The sequence below is a fragment of the Arthrobacter sp. KNU40 genome (assembly GCF_051515115.1).
GTDB lineage: Bacteria > Actinomycetota > Actinomycetes > Actinomycetales > Micrococcaceae > Arthrobacter.
Window position 1 is genome coordinate 2,935,148 of record NZ_CP195850.1, and the last position, 22,679, is coordinate 2,957,826.

Annotated in this window: 17 protein-coding genes; 3 read left to right on the plus strand and 14 right to left on the minus strand. The window is 63.5% G+C overall.

The features are described from left to right. Positions 1-32: 32 nt before the first annotated feature. The 11 genes from whiA to ACSKT0_RS13620 form a co-directional block, all read right to left on the minus strand. On the minus strand, positions 33-1,013 hold the full coding sequence (whiA, locus tag ACSKT0_RS13570; protein WP_133202987.1) for a DNA-binding protein WhiA: 981 nt from the start codon (positions 1,011-1,013) through the stop codon (positions 33-35). Between the two features lie 9 nt (positions 1,014-1,022). After that, positions 1,023-2,039 carry a gluconeogenesis factor YvcK family protein gene (locus ACSKT0_RS13575; RefSeq protein WP_437770269.1) on the minus strand — a complete coding sequence of 339 codons (1,017 nt, stop codon included), beginning with the start codon at positions 2,037-2,039 and terminating at the stop codon, positions 1,023-1,025. Then, on the minus strand, positions 2,039-2,962 hold the full coding sequence (gene rapZ / locus ACSKT0_RS13580) for an RNase adapter RapZ (RefSeq protein ID WP_234749478.1): 924 nt from the start codon (positions 2,960-2,962) through the stop codon (positions 2,039-2,041). Before rapZ ends, ACSKT0_RS13575 begins: the two co-directional genes overlap by 1 nt. A gap of 87 nt (positions 2,963-3,049) precedes the next feature. Next, positions 3,050-5,047: an excinuclease ABC subunit UvrC gene (uvrC, locus tag ACSKT0_RS13585; RefSeq protein WP_437770270.1), complete on the minus strand. Its 1,998-nt coding sequence runs from the start codon at positions 5,045-5,047 to the stop codon at positions 3,050-3,052. A 59-nt stretch (positions 5,048-5,106) separates the two neighbouring features. Beyond that, positions 5,107-5,775 (minus strand): lysophospholipid acyltransferase family protein, encoded by a 669-nt coding sequence (locus tag ACSKT0_RS13590; RefSeq protein ID WP_059389285.1) that lies wholly within the window; start codon positions 5,773-5,775, stop codon positions 5,107-5,109. Continuing rightward, on the minus strand, positions 5,762-6,478 hold the full coding sequence (locus ACSKT0_RS13595) for an HAD hydrolase-like protein (RefSeq protein WP_437770271.1): 717 nt from the start codon (positions 6,476-6,478) through the stop codon (positions 5,762-5,764). The genes ACSKT0_RS13590 and ACSKT0_RS13595 overlap by 14 nt, the downstream gene beginning before the upstream one ends. Before the next feature lie 100 nt (positions 6,479-6,578). After that, on the minus strand, positions 6,579-9,506 hold the full coding sequence (gene uvrA / locus ACSKT0_RS13600; protein ID WP_437770272.1) for an excinuclease ABC subunit UvrA: 2,928 nt from the start codon (positions 9,504-9,506) through the stop codon (positions 6,579-6,581). 65 nt (positions 9,507-9,571) lie between these two features. Further along, the gene (locus ACSKT0_RS13605) at positions 9,572-9,949 is read right to left on the minus strand and encodes a GntR family transcriptional regulator (RefSeq protein ID WP_437770273.1); all 378 of its coding nucleotides are present in this window, start codon (positions 9,947-9,949) and stop codon (positions 9,572-9,574) included. Beyond that, the gene (locus ACSKT0_RS13610; RefSeq protein ID WP_437770274.1) at positions 9,946-11,838 is read right to left on the minus strand and encodes an ABC transporter ATP-binding protein; all 1,893 of its coding nucleotides are present in this window, start codon (positions 11,836-11,838) and stop codon (positions 9,946-9,948) included. The genes ACSKT0_RS13605 and ACSKT0_RS13610 overlap by 4 nt, the downstream gene beginning before the upstream one ends. After that, entirely contained in the window at positions 11,835-13,580 is a 1,746-nt protein-coding gene (locus tag ACSKT0_RS13615) for an ABC transporter ATP-binding protein (protein ID WP_437770275.1), read from the minus strand. The genes ACSKT0_RS13610 and ACSKT0_RS13615 overlap by 4 nt, the downstream gene beginning before the upstream one ends. A 138-nt stretch (positions 13,581-13,718) precedes the next feature. Further along, positions 13,719-14,498, minus strand: coding sequence for a trans-aconitate 2-methyltransferase (locus ACSKT0_RS13620; RefSeq protein WP_437770276.1), 780 nt, complete (start codon positions 14,496-14,498; stop codon positions 13,719-13,721). Between the two features lie 57 nt (positions 14,499-14,555). Here ACSKT0_RS13620 and ACSKT0_RS13625 point away from each other — a divergent pair, with 57 nt between their 5' ends. Genes ACSKT0_RS13625 through ACSKT0_RS13635 form a run of 3 tightly spaced genes read left to right on the plus strand, consistent with a single transcriptional unit; the run spans position 14,556 to position 18,950 of the window. Further along, on the plus strand, positions 14,556-17,081 hold the full coding sequence (locus ACSKT0_RS13625) for a DEAD/DEAH box helicase (protein WP_437770277.1): 2,526 nt from the start codon (positions 14,556-14,558) through the stop codon (positions 17,079-17,081). Between the two features lie 20 nt (positions 17,082-17,101). Further along, complete coding sequence (locus ACSKT0_RS13630) at positions 17,102-17,602, plus strand: N-acetyltransferase family protein (RefSeq protein WP_437770278.1); 501 nt, start codon at positions 17,102-17,104, stop codon at positions 17,600-17,602. After that, positions 17,595-18,950, plus strand: coding sequence for an alpha/beta fold hydrolase (locus ACSKT0_RS13635; protein WP_437770279.1), 1,356 nt, complete (start codon positions 17,595-17,597; stop codon positions 18,948-18,950). Before ACSKT0_RS13630 ends, ACSKT0_RS13635 begins: the two co-directional genes overlap by 8 nt. Before the next feature lie 64 nt (positions 18,951-19,014). Here ACSKT0_RS13635 and ACSKT0_RS13640 read toward each other — a convergent pair whose 3' ends face one another. The 3 genes from ACSKT0_RS13640 to ACSKT0_RS13650 all read right to left on the minus strand — a co-directional run bounded on the left by ACSKT0_RS13640 (position 19,015) and on the right by ACSKT0_RS13650 (position 22,675). Next, complete coding sequence (locus ACSKT0_RS13640) at positions 19,015-20,049, minus strand: TerC family protein (protein ID WP_437770280.1); 1,035 nt, start codon at positions 20,047-20,049, stop codon at positions 19,015-19,017. A 179-nt stretch (positions 20,050-20,228) separates the two neighbouring features. After that, on the minus strand, positions 20,229-22,316 hold the full coding sequence (uvrB, locus tag ACSKT0_RS13645; RefSeq protein ID WP_437770281.1) for an excinuclease ABC subunit UvrB: 2,088 nt from the start codon (positions 22,314-22,316) through the stop codon (positions 20,229-20,231). Positions 22,317-22,345: 29 nt separating this feature from the next. Continuing rightward, positions 22,346-22,675 carry a hypothetical protein gene (locus tag ACSKT0_RS13650; RefSeq protein WP_437770282.1) on the minus strand — a complete coding sequence of 110 codons (330 nt, stop codon included), beginning with the start codon at positions 22,673-22,675 and terminating at the stop codon, positions 22,346-22,348. Positions 22,676-22,679: the final 4 nt, after the last annotated feature.

Here is a 22,679-nt window from a genome sequence, read left to right on the forward strand (position 1 = left end):
ATCTACACCCTGACGATTCTAGGGCGGGTGCTTTATTCGTCCATCATTTCGGGGGTCACATTTGCCTCGGTACCCGGGATTCCCAGGTCCCCGGCCCGCTTGTCCGCCATGGCCAGGAGCCGGCGGATCCTCCCCGCGATGGCGTCCTTGGTCATGGGCGGATCGGCAAGCCGGCCCAATTCATCCAGGCTGGCCTGCTTGTGGGCCACCCGGAGTTCACCGGCGTATTTGAGGTGGTCCGGAACGTCGTCGCCCAGGATTTCCAAAGCCCTGTCCACGCGGGCGCCGGCCGCGACGGCGGCCTGGGCAGAGCGGCGCAGGTTTGCGTCGTCGAAGTTCGCGAGGCGGTTGGCCGTGGCCCGGACTTCCTTCCGCATGCGGCGCTCCTCCCACACCATGAGGGCGTCATGGGCGCCCATCCGGGTGAGCAGCGCGGCGATGGTGTCGCCGTCACGGATGACGACGCGATCCACGCCGCGCACTTCCCGCGCCTTGGCCTGGATACCGAGGCGACGGGCGGCCCCCACCAGGGCAAGCGCCGACTCCGGGCCGGGACACGTGACCTCGAGCGAGGAGGACCGGCCGGGTTCGGTAAGGGATCCGTGGGCCAGGAACGCCCCGCGCCACACAGCCTCCGCGTCCGACGCCGAACCGTTGACGACGGCGGACGGCAAGCCACGCACAGGCCGTCCACGTCCGTCCAGGAGGCCGGTCTGGCGGGCCAGGGCTTCGCCGTCGCGCACTACGCGGACAACGTAGCGGCTGCCGCGGCGGAGTCCCCCGCCGGAGACGACGATGATCTCGCTCTGGTGCCCGTAGACTTCCGCGATCGCGGCGCGCAGCCGCCGCGCCGTGGAGGCGAGGTCAACCTCAGCCTCGATCACGATGCGCCCAGAAATGATGTGCAGTCCGCCGGCAAAACGCAGCATGGCCGAGACTTCGGCCTTGCGGACGGACGACTTCTTGATGTCCAGCCGGGAAAGTTCTTCCTTGACCGATGCGGTCAGTGCCATCGCATGTTCCTAACTATTCCCGAAGATATCGTGGTACGCCGATGCCAGACGCAACGGGTCGTGGACTGGACGGCGGCTCGACGCCCCCACTTTACCCAAGACCACCTCCGCACCAATCATCCCGACAGCGCGTTCGAAGTCCTTGAGGTCCGATATCGAGGTCGGATCGGCCAGGACGACGTCCACGCTGAACTCCGGCGCGTAGTGGCGCAAGGCATCCAGATGATCCGCGGCGGACATCCCGGAGGTTTCCTTGGTGTCCATGGCGAGGTTCATGGTGAGGCAGCGTTTGGCGGGAGTGTCGCACAAAGCCTGGCGCATTTCGGGCAACAGCAAATGCGGCAACACGGACGTGTACCAGGAGCCGGGACCCAGAATGATCCAGTCCGCAAGCTCGATTGCAGTCAGCGCTTCGATGCACGCGCGCGCGTCCTCCGGGAGGAGCCTCACGTTTTCGAGCGATCCGGCAACGGCGCACTTGGCCTGGCCTTTGACGACCTGGAACTCGTACCCGCCCCCCGGCAAGGGCACGCGGACGTCGCCCTCGATGTTCAGCGGCTGGGTGGACATCGGGAGGACCTGGCCACGGGCACCCAGAAGGGCGCCTGCCCATTTCAATCCCGCCACTGCGTCGCCCAGAAGCTCCCAAAGGGTGACGATGAGCAGGTTCCCCATGGCGTGATCGTCCAAGGAGCCCTGGCGTCCGCTCGGAGTCTTGAAGCGATGCTGCATGACGTCCCGCCAGGTGCGTCCCCAATCGGTGTCGTCACAAAGGGCGCTCAGCGCCATTCGAAGGTCGCCGGGCGGAAGGACGCCGTACTCCTGGCGCAACCGCCCGGAGGATCCGCCGTCGTCGGCAACGGTGACAATCGCGGTGAGCTCGGAGGTCAGGAGGCGCAATGCCGACAACGACGCGGAAAGCCCGTGTCCGCCGCCGAGTGCCACAACCGATGGGCCCTTGGCCGGCTGGCTGCCAGGGGTACCCTTCGGTGGAACCAGCGGCAGGGGTCCGGTCAGCACCCCCATTATTCGCGACCCAGATCGCGGTGGCTTGTGGTGACGGTGACCCGGGGATATTGCGCGAGCCGCTTCGAAAGTTCGACGGCGACCGCGACCGAACGGTGCTTGCCGCCCGTGCAACCAACAGCGATGGTGGCGTAGTGCTTGTTTTCTGTCCGATAGCCGTCCAGGACGGGCTCCAAGGCAAGGACATAGCGGTCAACGAAGTCCTTCACGCCCGCGGCCCCCAAGACGTAGTCGCTGACATCGGCGTCGAGTCCCGTGTGCGGACGCAATTTCGGAACCCAGTGCGGGTTGGGGATGAAGCGTGCATCCGCCACGAAGTTGGCGTCCACGGGCAGCCCGTATTTGAAGCCGAAGCTCATGACGTTCAAGCGCAACGCCACAGGGCCTGTGTCGGTGAAGAGTTCGGTGATGGCGGTTGCCAGGCCGTGGACGTTGTACGTACTCGTGTCCAGGACCACGTCGGCCGATTCCCGGAGTTCCTTCAGGACGTCGCGTTCCGCCGCGATGCCGTCCAGGATCCGGCCACCGCCTTGGAGCGGATGCGGGCGGCGGCCCTGCTCGAAGCGCCGCACCAGGACGTTGTCGCTGGCATCAAGGAAGAGGACACGGAAGGTGATTCCGCTTGCGCTGAGGGCGCCGAGCGCCGTCCTGATATCGGTGAAGAGTCCTTTGCTGCGCACGTCCACGACGACGGCGAGTTTGGGAATGGACTGCGGCGCGTGCGAGACGATTTCGGCAAGCGTCCCCAGCATCTGCGGCGGGAGGTTTTCGACGACGTACCAGCCGTGGTCTTCCAGGGCGTCCGAGGCGGTGCTGCGGCCTGCTCCGGACATGCCAGTCACCACCAGCAGTTCCGCTTCGACAGGCTTGACGGGGATGAGACCGTCCTGCTCCGCGCCGGATCCTGCTGTTGACTCTGACATCAAGTTTCCCCGTTTCTGAGATGGTCCAAAGTTTGTGGGATGGTCCATAAGCGGACCCCTTGAGGAGGGGTCCGCTTATTACCCTAGCTAAATTTCAAGGATTTCGCCGGTGGTCATGTTTACTGCGGGAGCGGCTTCTCCGGAGGCGCTGGCTGCCGCCAGATGGCTGACGACCGCTTCCGCCAATGCCGGGCCGATCCCCTTCGCGGCAGTGAGCTCAAGGGCCGTTGCCGCCTTGATCTTCTTGAGCGAACCGAAATGCGCCACGAGCGCCTTCCGTTTGGCCTCGCCGAGGCCCGGAACGCCGTCGAGCGCGGACACAGTCATCGCCTTTCCACGCTTCTGCCGGTGGAAGGTGATGGCGAAACGGTGGGCTTCGTCGCGGATGCGCTGGAGCAAGTAGAGCCCCTGCGATGTGCGGGGCAGAATCACCGGGAAGTCGCTGTCCGGCAACCAGACTTCTTCGAGGCGCTTGGCCAGGCCCACGACGTAGACGTCGTCGATCCCCAGCTCCGCGAGTGCCCGCGCGGCGGCATTCACCTGGGGCTGCCCGCCGTCGACGACGACGAGGTTGGGCGGATAGGCGAATTTCGCTTTGGCTCCCGTGAGGGCAGCATCATCCGGCGACGACGGTTCCCCGGCGCCAGGGTTCGGAACCTCCCCACTCTTGGGGAGCTGGGCGGACTTATCCTGCAGGTAATGCCTGAAGCGCCTGGTCAGGACGTCGTGCATCGCAGCGGTATCGTCGCTTGCCGCCGCACCCGTGATGGAGAACTTCCTGTAGTCGGATTTCTTGGGGAGGCCGTCCTCCACCACCACCATGGACGCAACCACGTTGGTGCCCTGCACATGGGAAATGTCGTAGCACTCGATCCGGAGCAGGGGCACGGGAAGATCGAGCGCTTCCTGCAGTTCCTGGAGTGCCAGGGAGCGCACGGTGATATCGCCCGCCCGCCGGACTTTGTGGAGCTTCAGCGCCTGCTCGGCGTTTTCGCGGACGGTGGACATGAGGGCAGCCTTGTCCCCGCGCTGCGGCACCCGGATATCCACCTTGGCGCCCCTGAGGCCGCCGAGCCATTCAAGCAGTTCGTGGTGGTTGCTCGGAATCTCCGGCACGAGGACTTCGCGCGGAATACGGCCTTGGTTGTCGCTGTCCTCTCCGTAGACCTGCTGCAACAGGTGCTCGATGAGCTCCGGGGTGGTGGCGTCCTCGACTTTTTCCACGACCCAGCCCCGCTGGCCGCGCACCCGGCCACCCCTGACGTGGAATACCTGCACGGAAGCCTCAAGGTCGTCATCGTGCAGGGCGAAGACATCCGCGTCGGTGTCTTCGGAGAGCACGACGGCGTTGCGCTCGAACACTTTGCGGAGGGCGATGATGTCGTCCCGGAGCCGGGCTGCCCGTTCGTAGTCCAGCTCGGCGACGGCAGCGCCCATGTCCTTTTCGAGGCGGGTGATGAAGCGTTTGGCTTCGCCACCCATGAACGAGCAGAAGTCTTCCGCGATGGCCCGGTGCTCCTCGGCGGTGACACGGCCGACACACGGGGCCGAGCATTTGTCGATGTAGCCCAGCAAGCATGGCCGGCCGCTGGCCTGGGCGCGCTTCAACACGCCCGGACTGCAGCTGCGGACCGGAAAGACCCGCAACAAGGTGTCCATGGTTTCGCGGATTGCACCGGCCGTGTACGGCCCGAAGTAGCGGGTGCCCTTGCGGCGCTCCCCGCGCATGACCTGGACCCGCGGGAGCTTCTCCGCCATGCTCACGGCGAGGTACGGATAGGTCTTGTCATCGCGGAAGACGACGTTGAAGCGCGGCTTGAATTCCTTGATCCAGGTGTATTCGAGCTGAAGCGACTCAAGCTCGCTGCCCACCATCGTCCATTCGACGCTGCTGGCCGCGTGCACCATCGCATGCGTCTTCGGCAGCAAGCCCGCAGGGTTGGCGAAGTACGAGTTCAGCCGGGAGCGGAGGTTCTTCGCCTTGCCAACGTAGATGACACGGCCGTGCGGATCCCGGAACCGATAGACGCCGGGGGTGGTGGGGATTTCTCCCGTCTGGGGTCGATAACTCGCTGGATCTGCCACAGATCCAGTCTAGTAAGGGAATCGCACTCCCCCGTACGGGCCGGCCAGCCCGCCCGAAGCTACTCCGCGGACTTGCTCTGGTTGTAACTGGTGGAACGTTCCTGGCCGCTCAACACCGCAATGGCATCCATGATCTTGTCAGTTACTTCGCGCCTGGCCGGCAGCGAATGGTCCGGACCGGTCTTCTCGAAGTACAGCGGCTCGCCGACCTTCATGGTGAAATGCTGCGGACGGACGGTGTTGCGGTCCACGGGCTGCAGCTTGTCCGTGCCGATGAGGCCGACCGGCACCACAGGCGCCCCCGTGGTCAGGGCAAGCCAGCCGACCCCGGTACGCCCGCGGTAGAGCAAGCCGTCCCGGGAGCGGGTCCCCTCGGGATAGATACCGATGCCCCGGCCGTTCTCCAGGATGTCCAGGAGGGTCTTGAGGGCCTGCACACTGGCTGCTTGCTCTCCGCGTTCCACCGGAATCGATCCAACTGCCTGGAAGAACGCCTTCATCGCGCGGCCTTTGAAGCCCTTGGTGGTGAAGTACTCGGCCTTGGCAAAGAAGCCCACCGGGCGCGGCATCAAGGCCTGGACGATCACACTGTCCAGAAAAGACAAATGGTTCGGGGCCACAATGAAGGGCCCTTCCTTGGGCACGTTTTCCAGCCCGATGACCGTGGGCCGGCAAGTGCTGGAAATCAGTCCGCGCGTGGTCCAGCGGATGACATCAAAGGCTTCCATCGTTCTGCACCTCGCTCAGGGCCGCCGCGCGGACAGCGTCAAGTTCTTCGATCTTCTTCAGCAGCTGTGCCGCCGTGTCCACAACGGCGACGGCGCCTGCCTCCTGAAGTTCGCCGTCGGGCGCAAATCCCCAACTGACCCCGATGCAGTCAAGGCCATTGGCCATGGCACCGGCAACATCCTGGTGGCGGTCTCCGACCATCACCGCAGGCTGGGAACGCAACGTGGCCAGCGCAGCACCAACAATTGCCACCTTACCCGGAGCTGTATTGGCGGCCATTGACTCGTCGTCCGGCGCACCGCAGATCGAGGCAAAGAAGCCGGCAATGCCGTGGTGCTCCAACACGATGTGCGCCAAGCCTTGTGGTTTCTGGGTGGCCACGGCAACCGGCCGCCGCGACTCTGCGAAGAACTGCAGGAGCTCCCGGATACCAGGATAGAGCCGGCTTTGAGCGATTCCGACGGAACGGTAATAGCTGCGGTACAGCCCAATGACTTCGTCGACTTTTCCTGTGGGAACCCCGGCAATGTGCTCCAGGGAATCGCTGAGCTTGGGTCCAACCATGGAGTCCAGCACCGCTTGATCCGGCACACGGAGGCCCATTTCGCCCAGGGCCGCGGCGATGCCGCCTGTTATGCCACCTGCAGGATCGACAAGGGTGCCGTCCAGATCAAAGATTACGGGCACCATTGTTTGAGTCACCGGGTTAGTTTCTCACGAGTTGAGGCATGCCTGAAACTCACATGCCGGCCAAGGAATACTTCGATCGTCCCCGGAATATTCCCCGGCCGTTCACACAGGACTAGCCGAGAATCTCCGCGAGGAAGGTAGCGGTATGGCTTTCCGTGGACTTGGCAACCTGTTCCGGCGTGCCCGTTGCCACGACGCGCCCGCCGCCTGAACCGCCATTGGGGCCAAGGTCCACGATCCAGTCGGCGGACTTGATGACGTCAAGGTTGTGTTCGATGGTGATGACCGTGTTGCCCTTGTCCACCAGCCCCTGCAGCACCATGAGCAGCTTGCGGATGTCCTCGAAGTGGAGGCCTGTAGTGGGCTCATCCAAAACGTAGACGCTCCGGCCGTTCGAACGCTTCTGCAGTTCCGAGGCCAGCTTCACGCGTTGCGCCTCGCCACCGGAAAGCGTAGTAGCGGGCTGACCGAGCCGCACATAGCCGAGACCGACGTCGACGAGGGTGTTCAAATGCCGCGCGATGGGGGTGAAAGCGGCAAAGAACTCGGCACCCTCCTCGATGGGCATGTTGAGGACGTCCGCGATGGTCTTGCCCTTGTAATGGACTTCGAGGGTTTCCCGGTTGTACCGGGCGCCATGGCACACCTCGCACGGAACATACACGTCCGGCAGGAAGTTCATCTCGATCTTCAGGGTGCCGTCGCCGGAGCATGCTTCACAGCGGCCGCCCTTGACGTTGAAGGAGAAGCGGCCAGGCTGGTATCCGCGGACCTTGGCTTCGGTGGTTTCCGCGAAAAGCTTCCGGATGTTGTCGAAGACGCCGGTGTAGGTGGCGGGGTTGGAACGTGGGGTCCGCCCGATAGGGCTCTGGTCCACGTGGACCACCTTGTCGAGGTGCTCAAGGCCTGCCACGGAACGATGCCGGCCGGCGACTTGCTTTGCACCGTTGAGCTTGTTGGCGAGAACCTTGTACAGGATCTCGTTCACCAGGGTGGACTTCCCTGAACCACTGACGCCAGTGACGGCCGTGAAGAGACCCAGCGGGAAGGTGGCGTCAATGTTGTTCAGGTTGTTTTCGCGTGCGCCGATGACTTTGAGCTCGCGCTTCTTGTCATATTTGCGCCGCTTTGCCGGAATGTCGATCTTGCGCCGTCCGGACAAATAGTCGCCGGTCAGCGAGTTCGTATTTTCCAGGAGTTCCTTGTAAGAACCGGAGTGCACCACTTGGCCACCGTGCTCGCCGGCGCCAGGTCCGATGTCCACTACCCAGTCGGCCTCCTGGATGGTGTCTTCGTCGTGTTCGACGACGATCAGCGTGTTGCCGAGATCACGCAACCGGGTGAGCGTTTCGATGAGGCGGCGGTTGTCCTTCTGGTGCAGCCCGATGGACGGCTCGTCCAGGACATACAGGACGCCGACCAAGCCGGAGCCGATCTGCGTGGCAAGCCGGATGCGCTGGGCCTCACCGCCGGACAAGGTCCCGGACGGCCGTTCGAGATTCAGGTATTCGAGCCCCACATCGAGCAGGAACGTCAGGCGTGCCTGGATCTCCTTGAGAACCTGGTGGGCAATCTGGGCTTCGCGGTCGGTGAGAGTGAGGCTGCCGAGGAAGTCCGCGCAGTCCCGCATCGGAAGGGCTGCAACTTCGGCGATGGACTTGCCGTTGATCGTAACGGACAACGACGCCGGATTAAGCCGGGCACCGTTGCAGGCAGGGCAGGGAACCTGCCGCATGTACTCTTCGTAGCGGTCGCGCGCCCAGTCGGAATCCGTTTCGCCGTGCTTGCGATGGACGTACTGGATGGCGCCTTCGAAGCCGGTGCTGTACTTGCGCTCCCGGCCGAACCTGTTGCGGTACTGGACAACTACCTTGTGGTCCTTGCCATGCAGCACCGTCTGCCGGACTTCCTGCGACAGCTTTTCCCACGGGGTGTCCATGGAGAAGTCGAGCTCCAAGGCCAGGCCCTCCAGGAGCCGGTTCCAGTACTCCGTGGTGGCAGTACCCAGCGACCAAGGCGCGATGGCCCCCTGGTTCAAGGAAAGTTCCGGGTTGGGGACTACCAATTCTTCATCGACTTCAAGCTTGGTGCCGATGCCGCTGCAGGCGGCACATGCGCCGAAGGGGTTGTTGAACGAGAAGGACCGGGGCTCGATTTCGTCGATGGCCAGCGGGTGCTCATTGGGGCACGCAAGGTTTTCGGAGAAGGCCCGGATCCGTGCGGGGTCCTCGGCGTCGAGATCCACGAACTCGACCAGCACCCGGCCTTCCGCAAGTCCGAGCGCGGTTTCGATCGAGTCGGTCAGCCGTTGGCTGATCCCTTCCTTGACCACCAGCCGGTCCACCACCACTTCAATGGAGTGCTTGAATTGCTTGCCGAGCTTGGGCGGATCGCTCAGCTGGACGAGATCTCCGTCCACCCGGGCACGCGAGTATCCCTTGGCGGTGAGCTCTTTGAAGAGTTCGACGAATTCACCCTTGCGTCCGCGGACAACGGGAGCAAGGATCTGGAAGCGGGTGCCGGATTCGAGTTCCAGGAGCTGGTCGACGATCTGCTGCGGCGTCTGGCGCGTGATCGGTTCGTGGCACACCGGGCAATGCGGCCGGCCGACTCGTGCCCAGAGAAGGCGCATGTAGTCGTAGATCTCGGTGATGGTGCCCACGGTGGAACGCGGGTTCTTGCTCGTCGACTTCTGGTCGATCGAGACCGCCGGGGAAAGGCCCTCGATGAAATCCACGTCCGGTTTGTCCACTTGGCCCAGGAACTGGCGGGCATAAGCCGACAATGACTCCACGTACCGGCGCTGGCCCTCGGCGAAGATGGTGTCGAAGGCCAAGGACGACTTGCCTGATCCTGACAAGCCCGTGAAAACGATCATGGCGTCACGGGGAAGGTCAAGATCGACGTTGCGCAGGTTGTGTTCCCGCGCTCCCTTGACCACGAGCCGGGACAGGTCATGTCTTACCGGCGCGGCAGGTTGATGCGCGGTAACGCTTGCGAAGGATTCGACGGCGGGGACTTCAGCTACGGCTTTAGGCACCCACTAATGCTAATCGAAAACTTCTTCGAATTTCCATGTGGCTTCCCGCAGCCTACCGGCAGGTATCAATCGGCGTCGTAGGCGGCCGCCAGAAGCTGCACAGCCTCCGCGAAACTGGCGCCCTGCGCTTTGGCCGCCGCCGAGTAGCTCGCAGCCACGCCTGCCAATGCGCTCCAGCGGTCATCCCGGGCGCACACCACGGTTCCATTGCGGCCACGAGTGGCGACTACCCCGGCAGCTTCAAGTTCCTTGTAGGCCCGGGCCACCGTGTGGGGGGCGACATCCAACCGTTCGGCCAGGCTGCGCACCGCGGGAAGTTTGGTACCGACAGCCAAGGTACCGCCGTCGGCCAACTCGATGATGCGGAGCCGAAGCTGTTCATACAGGGCGACCGTGCTGGACTGACTGGGACGCCACGAACCGGGAAACTCAAGCGGACTCATGAGGCTTCCCTCTCCCCCTGGCCGGCGCGATGCTTCGCGGACTTCACCGGCATCGCGGCGAGTTCGCCGCCACCGGCGGCATACTGAGCTTCGTGCAAGTGGGTGTAGTGCCCGCCAAGCTCCAATAGCGAATGATGGGTGCCGTGTTCAACGATCCGTCCGTGGTCCATGACGAGAATTAGATCAGCGTCGCGGATGGTGGACAAGCGGTGCGCAATGACGAATGACGTCTTGTTGCTCCGCAGTCTGTGCAGCGCTTGGCGGATAAGGACTTCCGTGCGGGTATCGACCGAACTTGTCGCCTCGTCCAGGATCAGAATGGGGCGGCCCGAGAGCCGTGCGCGCGCGATGCTGAGCAATTGCCTCTGGCCCTGGCTGAGGGGATCGCCTCCGTTGCTGAGCATGGTTGAGTAACCGTTGGGCAGCGAGCGGACAAAGTGGTCAACATGGCTCGCCTCGGCTGCGGCCACGATCTCTGCCTCGCTGGCGCCCGGAAGTCCATACTCAATGTTCTCCCGGATGGTGCCGGTGAAAATCCACGGATCCTGGAGAACGACGCCGAAATTCCGGCGGAGCGCATCACGTCCCATGCCGGCGATGTCCACGCCGTCGATGGTGATCCTTCCGGAGCCGAGTTCGTGGAAACGCATGAGGAGGCTGATCAGCGTGGTCTTCCCCGCTCCGGTGTGCCCGACGATTGCCACCGTCTGTCCCGGTTCCACGTGGAAGGACAGGTCCTCGATCAGGGGCGCGTCCGGCCTGTAGCGGAAGGAGATACGTTCAAAGGCAACCCGCCCCGAAGGGGCATCAAACCGGGAATCGAAGGCCGAACCGGCGACGGCGCGCGCACCGTCGTCCGGTTCCTCCGGTTCCCGTGTTAGTTCAGCGGCGTCCAACAGCTCGAAGACCCTGCTGGCGGAAACTGCGCACGATTGCAGGACCTGGGCCATTCCGCCGATCTGGCCCAGCGGCTGGCTGAAGAGCCGGTTGAATTGGATGAACGCTTGAATGCCGCCGATGCTCATCGCCCCGGCGAGGAACTGGAGTGCACCAACAATGGCAACCCCCACGTAGCTGGCGTTCGACACGAAGGCCATGAGGGGTACCAGCAACCCCGAAGCGAACTGCGCCTTGGAACTGGCGGCGTACAGGCCGTCGTTGTGGTCAGCGAAGCGGACGGCCATCGACGACTGGGCGTTGAAAAGCTTGATGGTCTCATGACCTGTGGCTGTCTCCTCCACGAGGGAGTTCACGTCCCCCGTGGCTTCCCACTGCCGGACGAAGTATTTCTGCGAGCGTCGGGTCACGACAATCGACGCCAGCGCCGAAACCGGAACGGCCAGCAGGGACACGAGGGCGAGAAGCGGCGAAAGCAGCAGCATCATCCCGAGGGAACCTATGACCATCAGCGTTGAGGTCAGGAGCTGGGAAAGGAGCTGGTTGAGCGTCTGCGACACGTTGTCGAGGTCGTTCGTGGCGCGGCTCAAGACGTCGCCCCGGGAGCGGCCGTCGTAATAGGCCACGGGAAGCCGGTGCAGTTTCGCTTCCACGGCTTCGCGGAGGTCGTATGCAAGCCGCTGCACGGCGAGGGCGTTGAGGCGGCCCTGCGCCCAGCTGAGCAACGAGGTGACGCAATACATGCCTGCAGCCAGGAGCAACAGGAAGACGAAGCGCCCGGCGTCGAACTGCGCGCCGAACACCGCTGCCGCGATGACGTCGGTGGCGTCACCGAGTATCTTGGGGGCGGCGACATTGAGCGTGACAAAGCCGCAGATGCACAGGATCGCCGTTGTCATGATTCCCCGGGAGGGCTTCATCAAGCCCACCAGGCGGAGGAGCGAACGCGACGGTTTCGCTGTGACGGCGAGGTGCTCGCCTTCGCTGCTCACGCGGCTTCTTCCGTTTCCAGCTGGGACGCTACGATTTCCCGGTAGGTCACCGAGGACTCAAGAAGTTCGTCGTGAGTTCCTTGTGCCACCAGGCGGCCCTCGTCGATGAGCAGTATCTGGTCCGCCGACACCACGGTATTGACGCGCTGGGCGACAAGGATGACGGTCGCCCCGCGGAGTTCCGGTTCAAGCGCGGCACGGAGCTTTGCTTCCGTCACTGTGTCCAGCGCCGAGAAGCTATCGTCAAACAGGTAGACGGATGCGCGGCGCAGAATTGCACGAGCTATGCATAAGCGCTGTCGCTGACCGCCGGACAGACCGGCGCCGCCCTGGGACAACGTGGTTTCCAGTCCTTGAGGCAACTCGTTCACGAAATCCGCGGCTTGGGCCGTCTCAAGGGCATGCCACAATTGCGAATCCGTCGCCGACGGTAGTGAAATCCGAAGGTTCTCGGCGATGGTGCCGCGGAACAGCCAGCTCTCCTGGGGCACGACGCCGAGCTGGTCACGCAAAGCCCCGAGCGGAAAGGTCGCGATGTCCCGGCCGTCGAGCGTGATGCTTCCACTGCTCACTTCGAGGAGTCTCGGCACAAGGCTGACGATGGTCGACTTGCCGCTTCCCGTGGAGCCGATGACCGCCGTCGTAGTCCCCGGAGCCGCGCGGAAGGTAATGCTGTCCAATACGGGCGTTTCGGCTCCCGGGTAGGCGAAAACCACGCTGTCGAAACGCAGGCCTTCCGACCGCGAGGGGCGAGCCACCATCCCACCGGCGCTGTTTCCCGGCAGGACAATTTCGGATTCCGTATTGAGCACTTCGGTGACGCGTTCAGCGCTGACAGCCGCCCGGGGCGCCGTGCTTAATACATACATTGCCATCATGATCGCGAGGAGGATCTGCATGATGTAAGCGATAAATGCAGTGAGCGCACCCAGCTGCATGTCGCCGGCGATGATGCGGTGCCCGCCAAGCCAGACCACGCCCGCGGAAGAAAGGTTGACCACGGTCATGACGAGCGGAAGCATGGCCGCGACGATCCGGGCAGAACGGAGATTGTTCTTTGTCAGGGCGTCGTTGGCGGCCTCGAACCGTTTCATCTCAAACGGCTGGCGGACAAAGGCACGGATGACCGCGGTCCCCAGGATCTGTTCGCGGAGCACGCCATTGATCCGATCCACCAGTCCTTGGCCCTCGCGATACAGCGGGACGAGCTTGCGGACAATCAACAGCATGATGATCAGCAGCACGGGAACGATGGCGAAAACAATCCAGGACAGGGCAACGTCCTGTTCGACTGCCAGGATCACGCCTCCGATGCCCATGACGGGCGCTGCCACGAGCATGCCGAAAACGAGCACCGTGATGTTCTGCAGCTGCAGGACGTCATTGGTGGTCCTGACCACGAGGCTGGCCGGTCCGAAGGCTGCGACGTCTTGATCGGGCAGGGAATGAATTTTGTCGAAGAGTTCCCGCCGCAGCCCGCGGCCAACCTTCATGGCGACAATCGCTCCAAGGTAGCCTGCGAGCACTGCGGCAAGCACCTGGATCACCGTAAGAACCAGCATCCAGGCGCCCAGGCGCAGAATCACCTCGCTGTTACCGGCGACCAGGCCGTCGTCGACGATCTTGGCATTGAAGGTGGGCAGGAGGAGTGTGGCACCGGTCTGGACAAGCTGGAGGAGAACGATGGCCAGCACGTGGGCCTTATAGGGGGCGAGGCGCTGCAACAGCAAAGATGCCAGCACACTGCCTCCAATCGTTGGCCTCCGGAGTAGCGGATTCCGCACGATGCCACCCCGAGATCGCGTTGCCATTGTAGTTCAGAACACAGTGCGAAACCTTGCAATTGCGGCACTTCCGGCGTCCTTTGGACGTGGGACCGCTCAGCCTAGCTTTTGTGCCACCGCAAAAACCCTGCGGAAGGCAAACACGGTCCCGTGCCGGCCCCGTGGATATGCCTCGCGGAGCGCGGCCGCGTATTCGTTTTCGAAGTCGCGTGCCTCGTCTTCGCGAAGTGCCGCTAGCACTGGCCGCAGGCCGGTCCCGCGCACCCACTCGAGGACAGGATCGGCTCCCGGCAGAAGTTGCTGGTAAATGGTTTCCCAGGCGTCGGCGCCGCGTCCGGCGTCGAGCATGATCCGCAGGTAGTCGGCCGGTTCCCCCACCGCGTCGTCATGGCGCAGCACACCGCACAGCCTTCCGGACCACTTCGGTGAGGCGGCCAGTTCGCGCATGAGCACGTGGGAAGGCGCACCGAAGTTTCCGGGGACTTGGAGCGCAAACCATGCGCCCGGTTTCAGCGCTTCGAGCCAGGTGGCGAGCATCGCCAGGTGCCCCGGCACCCACTGCAGCGCTGCATTGCTGACCACGACGTCGGTGTCCGCTTCCGGTGTCCACTCGGCAATGTCGGCCGGCGCGAACGAAAGCCCCGGTTGCGCGGCAGCGAGGACCCGGGCTTTGGCCAGCATTTCCTCGGAGGAGTCCAGCCCGACGACGGCGGCATCCGGCCACCGCGACGCGAGGGTCGCCGTCAAGTTCCCCGGTCCGCAGCCCAGATCCACGACGTGCCGGGGGTCCTCCGCCAGGATCCTCGAGGTCAGGTCAAAAAACGGCCGGTCGCGGTAATTGCCGAACTCGACGTACTTGGCTGGATCCCACTTCACTGCATCCTCCATTGTCGGTCTCCGTCGTCCGCTCCACTCACACTAAGCTGGAAGGCAATGAAACTTCTTGAGCAGCTCCCCGACAGCGGACGCGTTGACCCGGACGAAATCTACACACGCTTCGTCGAATGGGCGGAGAGCCGCGGGCTTCAGCTGTACCCCGCCCAGGACGAGGCCATCATGGAACTCGCGTCTGGCTCCAATGTCATCCTGGCAACCCCCACCGGTTCCGGGAAGTCCCTTGTGGCGATCGCCGCGCACTTCGAAGCGATGTCCCGCGGTATGCGCAGCTACTACACCGCCCCCATCAAGGCCTTGGTCTCCGAGAAGTTCTTCGCCCTCTGCGACATTTTCGGAGCCGAGAACGTTGGCATGATCACGGGCGATTCGGGAGTCAACCAGGATGCCCCGATCATCTGCTGCACCGCCGAAATCCTCGCCAATATCGCTTTGCGCGAAGGCAAGGAAGCCGAGCTTGGCACGGTGGTCATGGACGAATTCCACTTCTACTCCGATCCCCAGCGCGGTTGGGCGTGGCAAGTGCCGCTACTGGAACTCCCCCAGGCGCAATTCCTGCTGATGTCGGCCACCCTGGGAGACGTCAGCCGCTTCGAAACCGGCCTGGGGGAACTCACCGGACGGCCCACCACCACCGTCAGTTCGGCCGAACGCCCCATCCCGCTCCACTACTACTTCCAGGAAACGCCGGTCCACGAAACCCTTGAGGAACTGCTGAGCACCAAGCAGGTTCCCGTGTATGTAGTGCATTTCAGCCAGGTCGAAGCCATCGAGCGGGCCCAGAACCTCATGAGCGTCAACATGTGCACCCGCGAGGAGAAGGACAAGATTGCCGAGCTGATCGCCGGTTTCAGGTTCGCCGCCGGCTTCGGCAAGACCCTGAACCGGCTGGTCCGCCACGGCATCGGCGTCCACCACGCCGGCATGCTGCCCAAGTACCGCCGCCTCGTGGAGCAACTGGCACAGGCAGGACTCTTGAAGGTCATTTGCGGCACCGACACGCTCGGGGTCGGGATCAACGTTCCCATCCGCACGGTCCTCCTGACGGCTCTCAGCAAATACGACGGCGTCCGCACCCGGGTGCTGAACTCCCGGGAATTCCACCAAATCGCCGGCCGCGCCGGCCGCGCGGGCTATGACACTGCCGGAACAGTCGTTGTGCAGGCTCCCGAACACGTCGTGGAGAACGCGAAGGCGATGGCGAAGGCCACCGCGAAGTTCGGCGACGACCAGAAGAAACTGCGGCAAGTCGTGCGGAAGAAGCCGCCGGAAGGCTTCGTCTCCTGGGGGAAGCCCACCTTCACCCGTTTGGTGGAGTCCGTGCCGGACCCGTTGACCTCGAGTTTCACCGTGACGCATGCAATGCTGCTCAACTTGATGGAGCGCCCCGGCGACCCCTTCGCCGCTGCCCGCCGTCTGCTCACCGAAAACCACGAGACACGGCCCGCGCAACTGCAGCTCATGAAGAAGGCCCTCAGTATCTACCGCGAGCTGTTGGCAGCCGGAGTGGTTGAGCGCATTCCCGAGGCCGAGCAGGAGAAAGAAGGCCGTTCCGTCCGGCTGACCGTTCACCTGCAAGCCAACTTCGCCTTGAACCAGCCGCTCTCACCGTTTGCCCTTGCCGCGCTCGAGCTGCTGGATCCGGAGTCGCCGTCGTACGCCTTGGACGTAGTGTCCGTGATCGAAGCAACCCTCGAGAAACCCCGGCAGATTCTCTCTGCGCAGCAGAAGAAGGCCCGCGGCGAAGCGGTCGCCGCGATGAAGGCCGACGGCATTGACTACGACCAACGCATGGCGATGCTTGAAGAAGTCAGCTACCCGCAGCCTTTGGCGGAGATCCTGGGCGAAGCATTCGAGGTGTACCGCAAGGCCGCACCGTGGGTGGGCGACTTCGAACTGGCTCCCAAGTCGGTGGTCCGGGACATGTACGAGCGCGCCATGAATTTCGGCGAGTTCGTCCAGTTCTACGGTCTGGCCCGCTCCGAGGGGATCGTGCTGCGGTATCTGGCCGATGGCTTCAAGGCGCTGCGCCAGACGGTCCCGCAGGACTCGCTCCGCGAAGACCTCGAGGACCTCATCGCCTGGCTGGGTGAACTGGTCCGCCAAGTCGACTCCAGCCTGCTCGACGAGTGGGAAGAGCTCACCTCCGGAGTGGCTCCGACCCCGCACGACGCTCCGCCGCCTCCCCCGCCGTCGCTCACGTCCAACATCCGCGCCTTCAGGGTCATGGTCCGCAACGAAATGTTCCGGCGGGTCGAGTTGTTCGCGGACGAGGACGCGGCCGCGTTGGGCGAGCTCGACGCCGGCAGCGGCTGGGATGCGGAGCGCTGGGAAGACGCTTTGGACGACTACTTCGACGAACACGACGACATTGGAACCGGCCCCGACGCCCGGGGCCCGGGACTCCTTATGATCACTGAGGAACCCGGCATCTGGCGGGTGCGGCAGATTTTCGATGACCCGGCCCGCAACCATGACTGGGGCGTTTCCGCCGAAGTGGATCTGGCGGCCTCCGACGAGAGCGGCACCGCCGTGGTCAAGGTGACCGCGGTCAACCGCCTCTAGGCGCCTAGTAAGCTCGAACCATGAGTGTTATCCGCCCTGCCACAGTGTCCGATGTCCCTGCGATCCTGCAGATGATCCACGAGCTTGCGGTCTATGAAAAAGAGCCCGACGCCGTGAAGAACACGCCGGAAATGCTCACCGAGGCTTTGTTCGGCGCAAATCCGCGGGTGTATGCGCACATGGCGGAAAACGGGGCAGGAGACGTGCAGGGATTCGCTTTGTGGTTCCTGAACTACTCCACGTGGGAAGGCGTCCACGGCATCTACCTCGAGGACCTCTACGTCACGCCCGATGCGCGCGGCGAGGGCCACGGGAAGGCGCTCCTGCAGCATCTGGCCGCCACCGCCGTCGAACGCGGTTACGCGCGGGTGGAATGGAGCGTCCTGGATTGGAATGAACCGTCCATCAACTTCTACCGCGGCCTCGGTGCCGTTCCGATGGACGGCTGGTCGACCTTCCGGTTGACCGGCGAGGCGCTGGGTGCCTTCGGCAGCGATGCCAAGGTGATGGCTCGTGGCTGAGCGCGTGGCTGAACATGCGGTCCAGCAAGGGGCCCACACCGTCCGGGCACGCCACGAATTCCGTGGTGTCCGCACCACGGAGCACTTCTTCACGGTTCCCCTCGACCATTGGGCGTCCGGTGAGGAAGCTCCAGGCAACGCGGAGACGATCACCGTCTTCGCCCGCGAGTTCGTCTCCGCGGAGCACTCGGAGCAGGACGCGTCGCGGCTGCCGTGGTTGCTCTACCTCCAGGGCGGGCCCGGCGGACGCGGAACCCGGACCACGTCCTTATCCGGTTGGATGAAGGCTGCCGCGAGGAGTTTCCGTATCCTGATGCTGGATCAACGGGGCACGGGACTGTCCACTCCGGCGGACCGCAATACCTTGCCGCTCCGCGGCGATGCCGCGGCGCAGGCGGACTACCTCACGCATTTCCGGGCAGATTCGATCGTGGCCGACGCCGAACTCATCCGGATGACCTTGGGCTCGGAGCCGTGGACAGTCCTGGGTCAGAGCTTCGGCGGTTTCTGTGCGCTGACATACCTGTCCTTCGCGCCGGAAGGGTTGAGCGAAGTACTCATCACGGGAGGGCTGGCCCCGTTGGAAGGTCCGGCCGAGCGCGTCTACCGGGCCACCTTCCAACGGGTTGCGGAACGGAACGCGGAATACTTCGCGTGGTATCCGGAGGACCGCAAGCTGGTTACCCGGATTGCGCGGCATCTGGAATCCACGGAGGAGCGGCTGCCCAGCGGAGAACGCCTCACCACGGAACGCTTCCAAATGGTGGGATCGTTCCTGGGCGGGAACGCCCGCGTGGATGCCCTGCACACCCTCCTGGAGGATGCCTTCGTGCCCTCTCGGGAGGGAGAACGCCTCGCAGACGCGTTTCTGGAACAGGTCCACGGGCTCGTTTCCCGCGCATCGAATCCCCTGTACGCGGTCCTGCACGAGTCCATCTACGGCCAAGGGCAGGCCACCGACTGGGCGGCGTGGCGGGTGCGCGCGGAATTCCCCGAGTTCCAGCCCGACGTCGCGGAGCCGCTCCTGACGGGCGAAATGGTCTACCCCTGGTACTTCGAACAGGATCCGGCGCTCGTACCCCTGCAGGAGGTAGCCGAGCTGTTGGCCGCCAAGCAAGACTGGAAACCCCTCTACGATGTGACCCGGCTGAACTCGAACACCGTGCCCGTCGCGGCTGCCGTGTACCGCGACGATATCTATGTGGACTTCCAGCTCTCCATGGAAACCGCAGCCGCCGTCCGCGGACTGCAGCCCTGGACCACGGGCGACTTTCATCACGATGGCATCGGCGAAGACGGCGAAGGAATCTTCAACCGGCTCCTGGGGATGGCCCGCGGTAAGAACTGAGCCCCGGCCATGGCAATGACCGGGGCTCCAAAACGCTCCCCTGTTGTTAATGGCTCCGCAGTCCTTAGTGGCCACGGACCTTGTTCATGCTCTTGCGGGAATCTTCCTCGAGCCGTGCGTCCAGTTTGGACTTGCTGGCGGCCGGCGTCAGGAGGCTCGCGAAAACCGCCACAACGATGGTGCCGATGATGACCGCGAGGGACACATAGGTTGGAATCTCCGGAGCCCATTCAATATGGTGGCCGCCGTTGATGAAGGGCAGTTCGTTGACGTGCATGGCGTGCAGGACCAGCTTGACGCCGATGAACGCGAGGATGACCGACAATGCGTGCTTGAGGTAGATCAGCCTGCCCATGAGGCCGCCAAGCAGGAAGTACAGCTGGCGCAGGCCCATGAGGGCGAAGATGTTGGCAGTGAAGACGATGAAGGCGCTCTGCGTCAGTCCGAAGATGGCCGGAATGGAGTCCACGGCGAACAAGAGGTCCGTCATGCCGATGGTCACGAAGACGATGAGCATCGGCGTAAACAGCTTCTTGCCGTTGACCGTGGTGCGAAGCTTGCCGCCGTCGAACTTTTCCGACATCGGGACAACTTTGCGGATGCGTGCAATCAAAGGGTTTTCGGCGCCGTCTTCCTCGTCTTCGCCGTTGTCCGTGGCCTGCTTCCACGCTGTCCACAGGAGGAACGCGCCGAAGATGTAGAAGACCCAACTGAACTGCTCAATCACCACGGCACCCAGGGCAATGAAGATGCCACGCAGGACGAGGGCGATGATGATGCCCACCATGAGTACTTCCTGCTGGTACTTACGGGGCACCGAGAACCGCGCCATGATGATGATGAAGACAAAGAGGTTGTCGATACTCAGGCTGTATTCGGTCACCCAACCGGCGATGAACTGGCTGCCATGCTCCGGGCCGGCAAAAACGAACATCGCTCCGGCGAACACCAAGGCAAGGGTGACGTAGAAGGCGACCCAGAGGCCTGCTTCCTTCATGGAGGGTTCGTGAGGACGCTTGACCACCAGGAGAAGGTCGACAAGCAGGATGATTCCGAGAACGACAAAAGAGCCGATCTCAAACCAGGCGGGGAGTTGCATTTAAAATGCCTTTCGCAGGTACGCCAAAACGGCGTAAGTCTCTCCGACCTGCCTGCGTCTCCAAGCCAAAAGGCAACAGCGCTCAAACGGCGATCCGCTAGGCCCGGCGAGGCGTCTGTGCCTTGCGTGTTGACGGACCTAGCGCTTGGGATACTCCCCTACGTACGCCCAACTTTACCCTAGGCGTGCCCGGCGGACTGCATTTGGCGCAGTTCGCGCTTGAGGTCTCCTACCTCGTCACGGATCCTCGCAGCGATCTCGAACTGGAGTTCGGCGGCGGCCGCATGCATCTGTTCGGTCAGCTGTTCGATCAATCCCACCAGGTCTTCGGCCGGCGCCGCGGCCAGGCCATCTTGCCGGACCTTCGTAGCGCCCTTGCCCTTGCCGGTCCGGCCCCCCTTGCCGGCCGCGGCCAGCAACTCGCGGGTGTCGGCGTCTTCACGGGCAAGCTGATCAGTGATATCCGCGATCTTCTTGCGCAACGGTTGCGGATCGACACCATTGTCCGAGTTGTACTTGACCTGGATTTCCCGGCGGCGGTTGGTTTCCTCGATGGCCTTGGCCATGGAGTCCGTGATCCGGTCGGCGTACATGTGGACCTGGCCCGAGACGTTTCGGGCGGCGCGCCCGATGGTCTGGATGAGGGAGGTGGCCGAGCGCAGGAAGCCTTCCTTGTCGGCGTCGAGGATGCTGACAAGTGACACTTCGGGCAGGTCGAGGCCCTCACGGAGCAGGTTGATGCCCACCAGGACGTCGAAGCTGCCCATGCGGAGTTCACGGAGCAGCTCCACGCGACGGAGTGTGTCGACGTCGGAGTGCAGGTATTGGACCTTGACCCCGTGGCCCAGCAGGTAGTCGGTCAAGTCCTCGGCCATGCGCTTGGTCAACGTAGTGACCAGCACGCGTTCGTCGCGCTCCACGCGCGACCGGATTTCGCCAAGCAGGTCGTCGATCTGGCCCTTGGTCGGCTTCACGATGACTTCGGGATCGATCAGGCCGGTCGGGCGGATGATCTGCTGGACGGTCCCGTCGGCCTTGCCGAGCTCGTACTTGCCGGGGGTCGCGGAAAGATAGACGGTCTGGCCCACCCGTTCCAGGAATTCGTCCCACTTGAGCGGCCGGTTGTCCATGGCGGAAGGTAGCCGGAAGCCGTGGTCCACGAGGGTGCGCTTGCGCGACATGTCACCCTCGTACATCGCGCCGATCTGTGGAACCGTGACGTGGGATTCGTCGATGACCAGAAGGAAGTCGTCCGGGAAGTAGTCGATGAGGCAGTGCGGTGCCGTGCCGGACCCGCGGCCATCGATGTGGCGTGAATAGTTCTCGATGCCGTTGCAGAAACCCATTTGCTGCATCATCTCGAGGTCGTAGGTGGTGCGCATGCGCAGCCGCTGGGCCTCCACCAGTTTGTTCTGGCCTTCGAGGACCTTGAGCCGCTCCGCGAGCTCTCCCTCGATGGCTGTGATGGCGCGTGACATGCGTTCCGGACCAGCGACATAGTGCGAGGCCGGGAAGATGTACATCTCGGTTTCCTCGCGGATGACGTCGCCCGTAACCGGATGCAGCGTGTAAATGTTCTCGATCTCGTCACCGAAGAACTCGATGCGCAGGGCCAGCTCTTCGTACATGGGGATGATTTCCACGGTGTCTCCGCGGACGCGGAACGTGCCGCGGTGGAAGTCCATGTCATTGCGGGTGTACTGCATGCCGACAAACTTGCGCAGGAGATCGTCCCGGTTCATTTCGGCGCCCTTGGTGAGCGTGACCATTCCGGCGATGTATTCCTCCGGGGTGCCTAGGCCGTAGATGCAGGACACGGTAGCCACCACGATGACATCCCGGCGGGTGAGCAGCGCGTTGGTGGCCGAGTGTCGCAGCCGCTCGACTTCCTCATTCACGGAGGAGTCCTTCTCGATGAAGGTATCCGTCTGGGGAACGTAGGCTTCGGGCTGGTAGTAGTCGTAGTACGAAACGAAGTACTCCACCGCGTTGTTGGGCAGCAGTTGCCGGAACTCGTTGGCGAGCTGCGCGGCCAGGGTTTTGTTCTGGACCATCACCAAAGTGGGCCTCTGGACCTGTTCGATCAACCAGGCGGTGGTGGCACTCTTGCCTGTACCAGTGGCGCCGAGCAGCACGACGTCTTTCTCGCCGTTGTTGATCCGTTCGGTCAGCTCCGCGATAGCGGCCGGCTGGTCGCCTGCCGGCTTGAATTCGCTAATGACCTCAAACGGCGCGACGACTCGATTGATCTCCTGGGCAAGACTCATGAATCCAATGTACCCCCGCCCGCGGACAGTTACTGTCCGCGTTTTCCGGTGGAACCGTCACCTCCGCCGGGCCTGGTCCAGCTGTCGTCCAGCCGCCCCATGATGGAACGGAACATCTTGACGGCGAACCACACTCCGGACACAAGCCAGACGGTCCACGCGAGCCAGAAGGCTGCGCCCGGTACGAGAACGCGCCACGTCGGCGGTTGCGTTCCGGCGACGAACTCCTCGCGGCCGCCGGCCAGGAACCACAGCAGCGCGGCTCCGGCCATGAGCACGACGCCGGCCCACACCAGGGCGCGAACGGCACCGAGCCGCTGCCCCTCAAGATGGGGCGTGATTCTCCGTTTCCCGGCCATGCTT

Excerpts from the sequence above, each read along its gene's own strand:
- ACSKT0_RS13590 (WP_059389285.1), bottom strand. The coding sequence starts at position 5,775 with ATGGAAGCCTTTGATGTCATCCGCTGGACCACGCGCGGACTGATTTCC.
- ACSKT0_RS13625 (WP_437770277.1), top strand. The coding sequence starts at position 14,556 with ATGAAACTTCTTGAGCAGCTCCCCGACAGCGGACGCGTTGACCCGGAC.
- ACSKT0_RS13640 (WP_437770280.1), bottom strand. The coding sequence starts at position 20,049 with ATGCAACTCCCCGCCTGGTTTGAGATCGGCTCTTTTGTCGTTCTCGGA.
- ACSKT0_RS13575 (WP_437770269.1), bottom strand. The coding sequence starts at position 2,039 with ATGGGGGTGCTGACCGGACCCCTGCCGCTGGTTCCACCGAAGGGTACC.
- uvrB (WP_437770281.1), bottom strand. The coding sequence starts at position 22,316 with ATGAGTCTTGCCCAGGAGATCAATCGAGTCGTCGCGCCGTTTGAGGTC.
- ACSKT0_RS13650 (WP_437770282.1), bottom strand. The coding sequence starts at position 22,675 with ATGGCCGGGAAACGGAGAATCACGCCCCATCTTGAGGGGCAGCGGCTC.
- whiA (WP_133202987.1), bottom strand. The coding sequence starts at position 1,013 with ATGGCACTGACCGCATCGGTCAAGGAAGAACTTTCCCGGCTGGACATC.
- rapZ (WP_234749478.1), bottom strand. The coding sequence starts at position 2,962 with ATGTCAGAGTCAACAGCAGGATCCGGCGCGGAGCAGGACGGTCTCATC.
- ACSKT0_RS13630 (WP_437770278.1), top strand. The coding sequence starts at position 17,102 with ATGAGTGTTATCCGCCCTGCCACAGTGTCCGATGTCCCTGCGATCCTG.
- ACSKT0_RS13605 (WP_437770273.1), bottom strand. The coding sequence starts at position 9,949 with ATGAGTCCGCTTGAGTTTCCCGGTTCGTGGCGTCCCAGTCAGTCCAGC.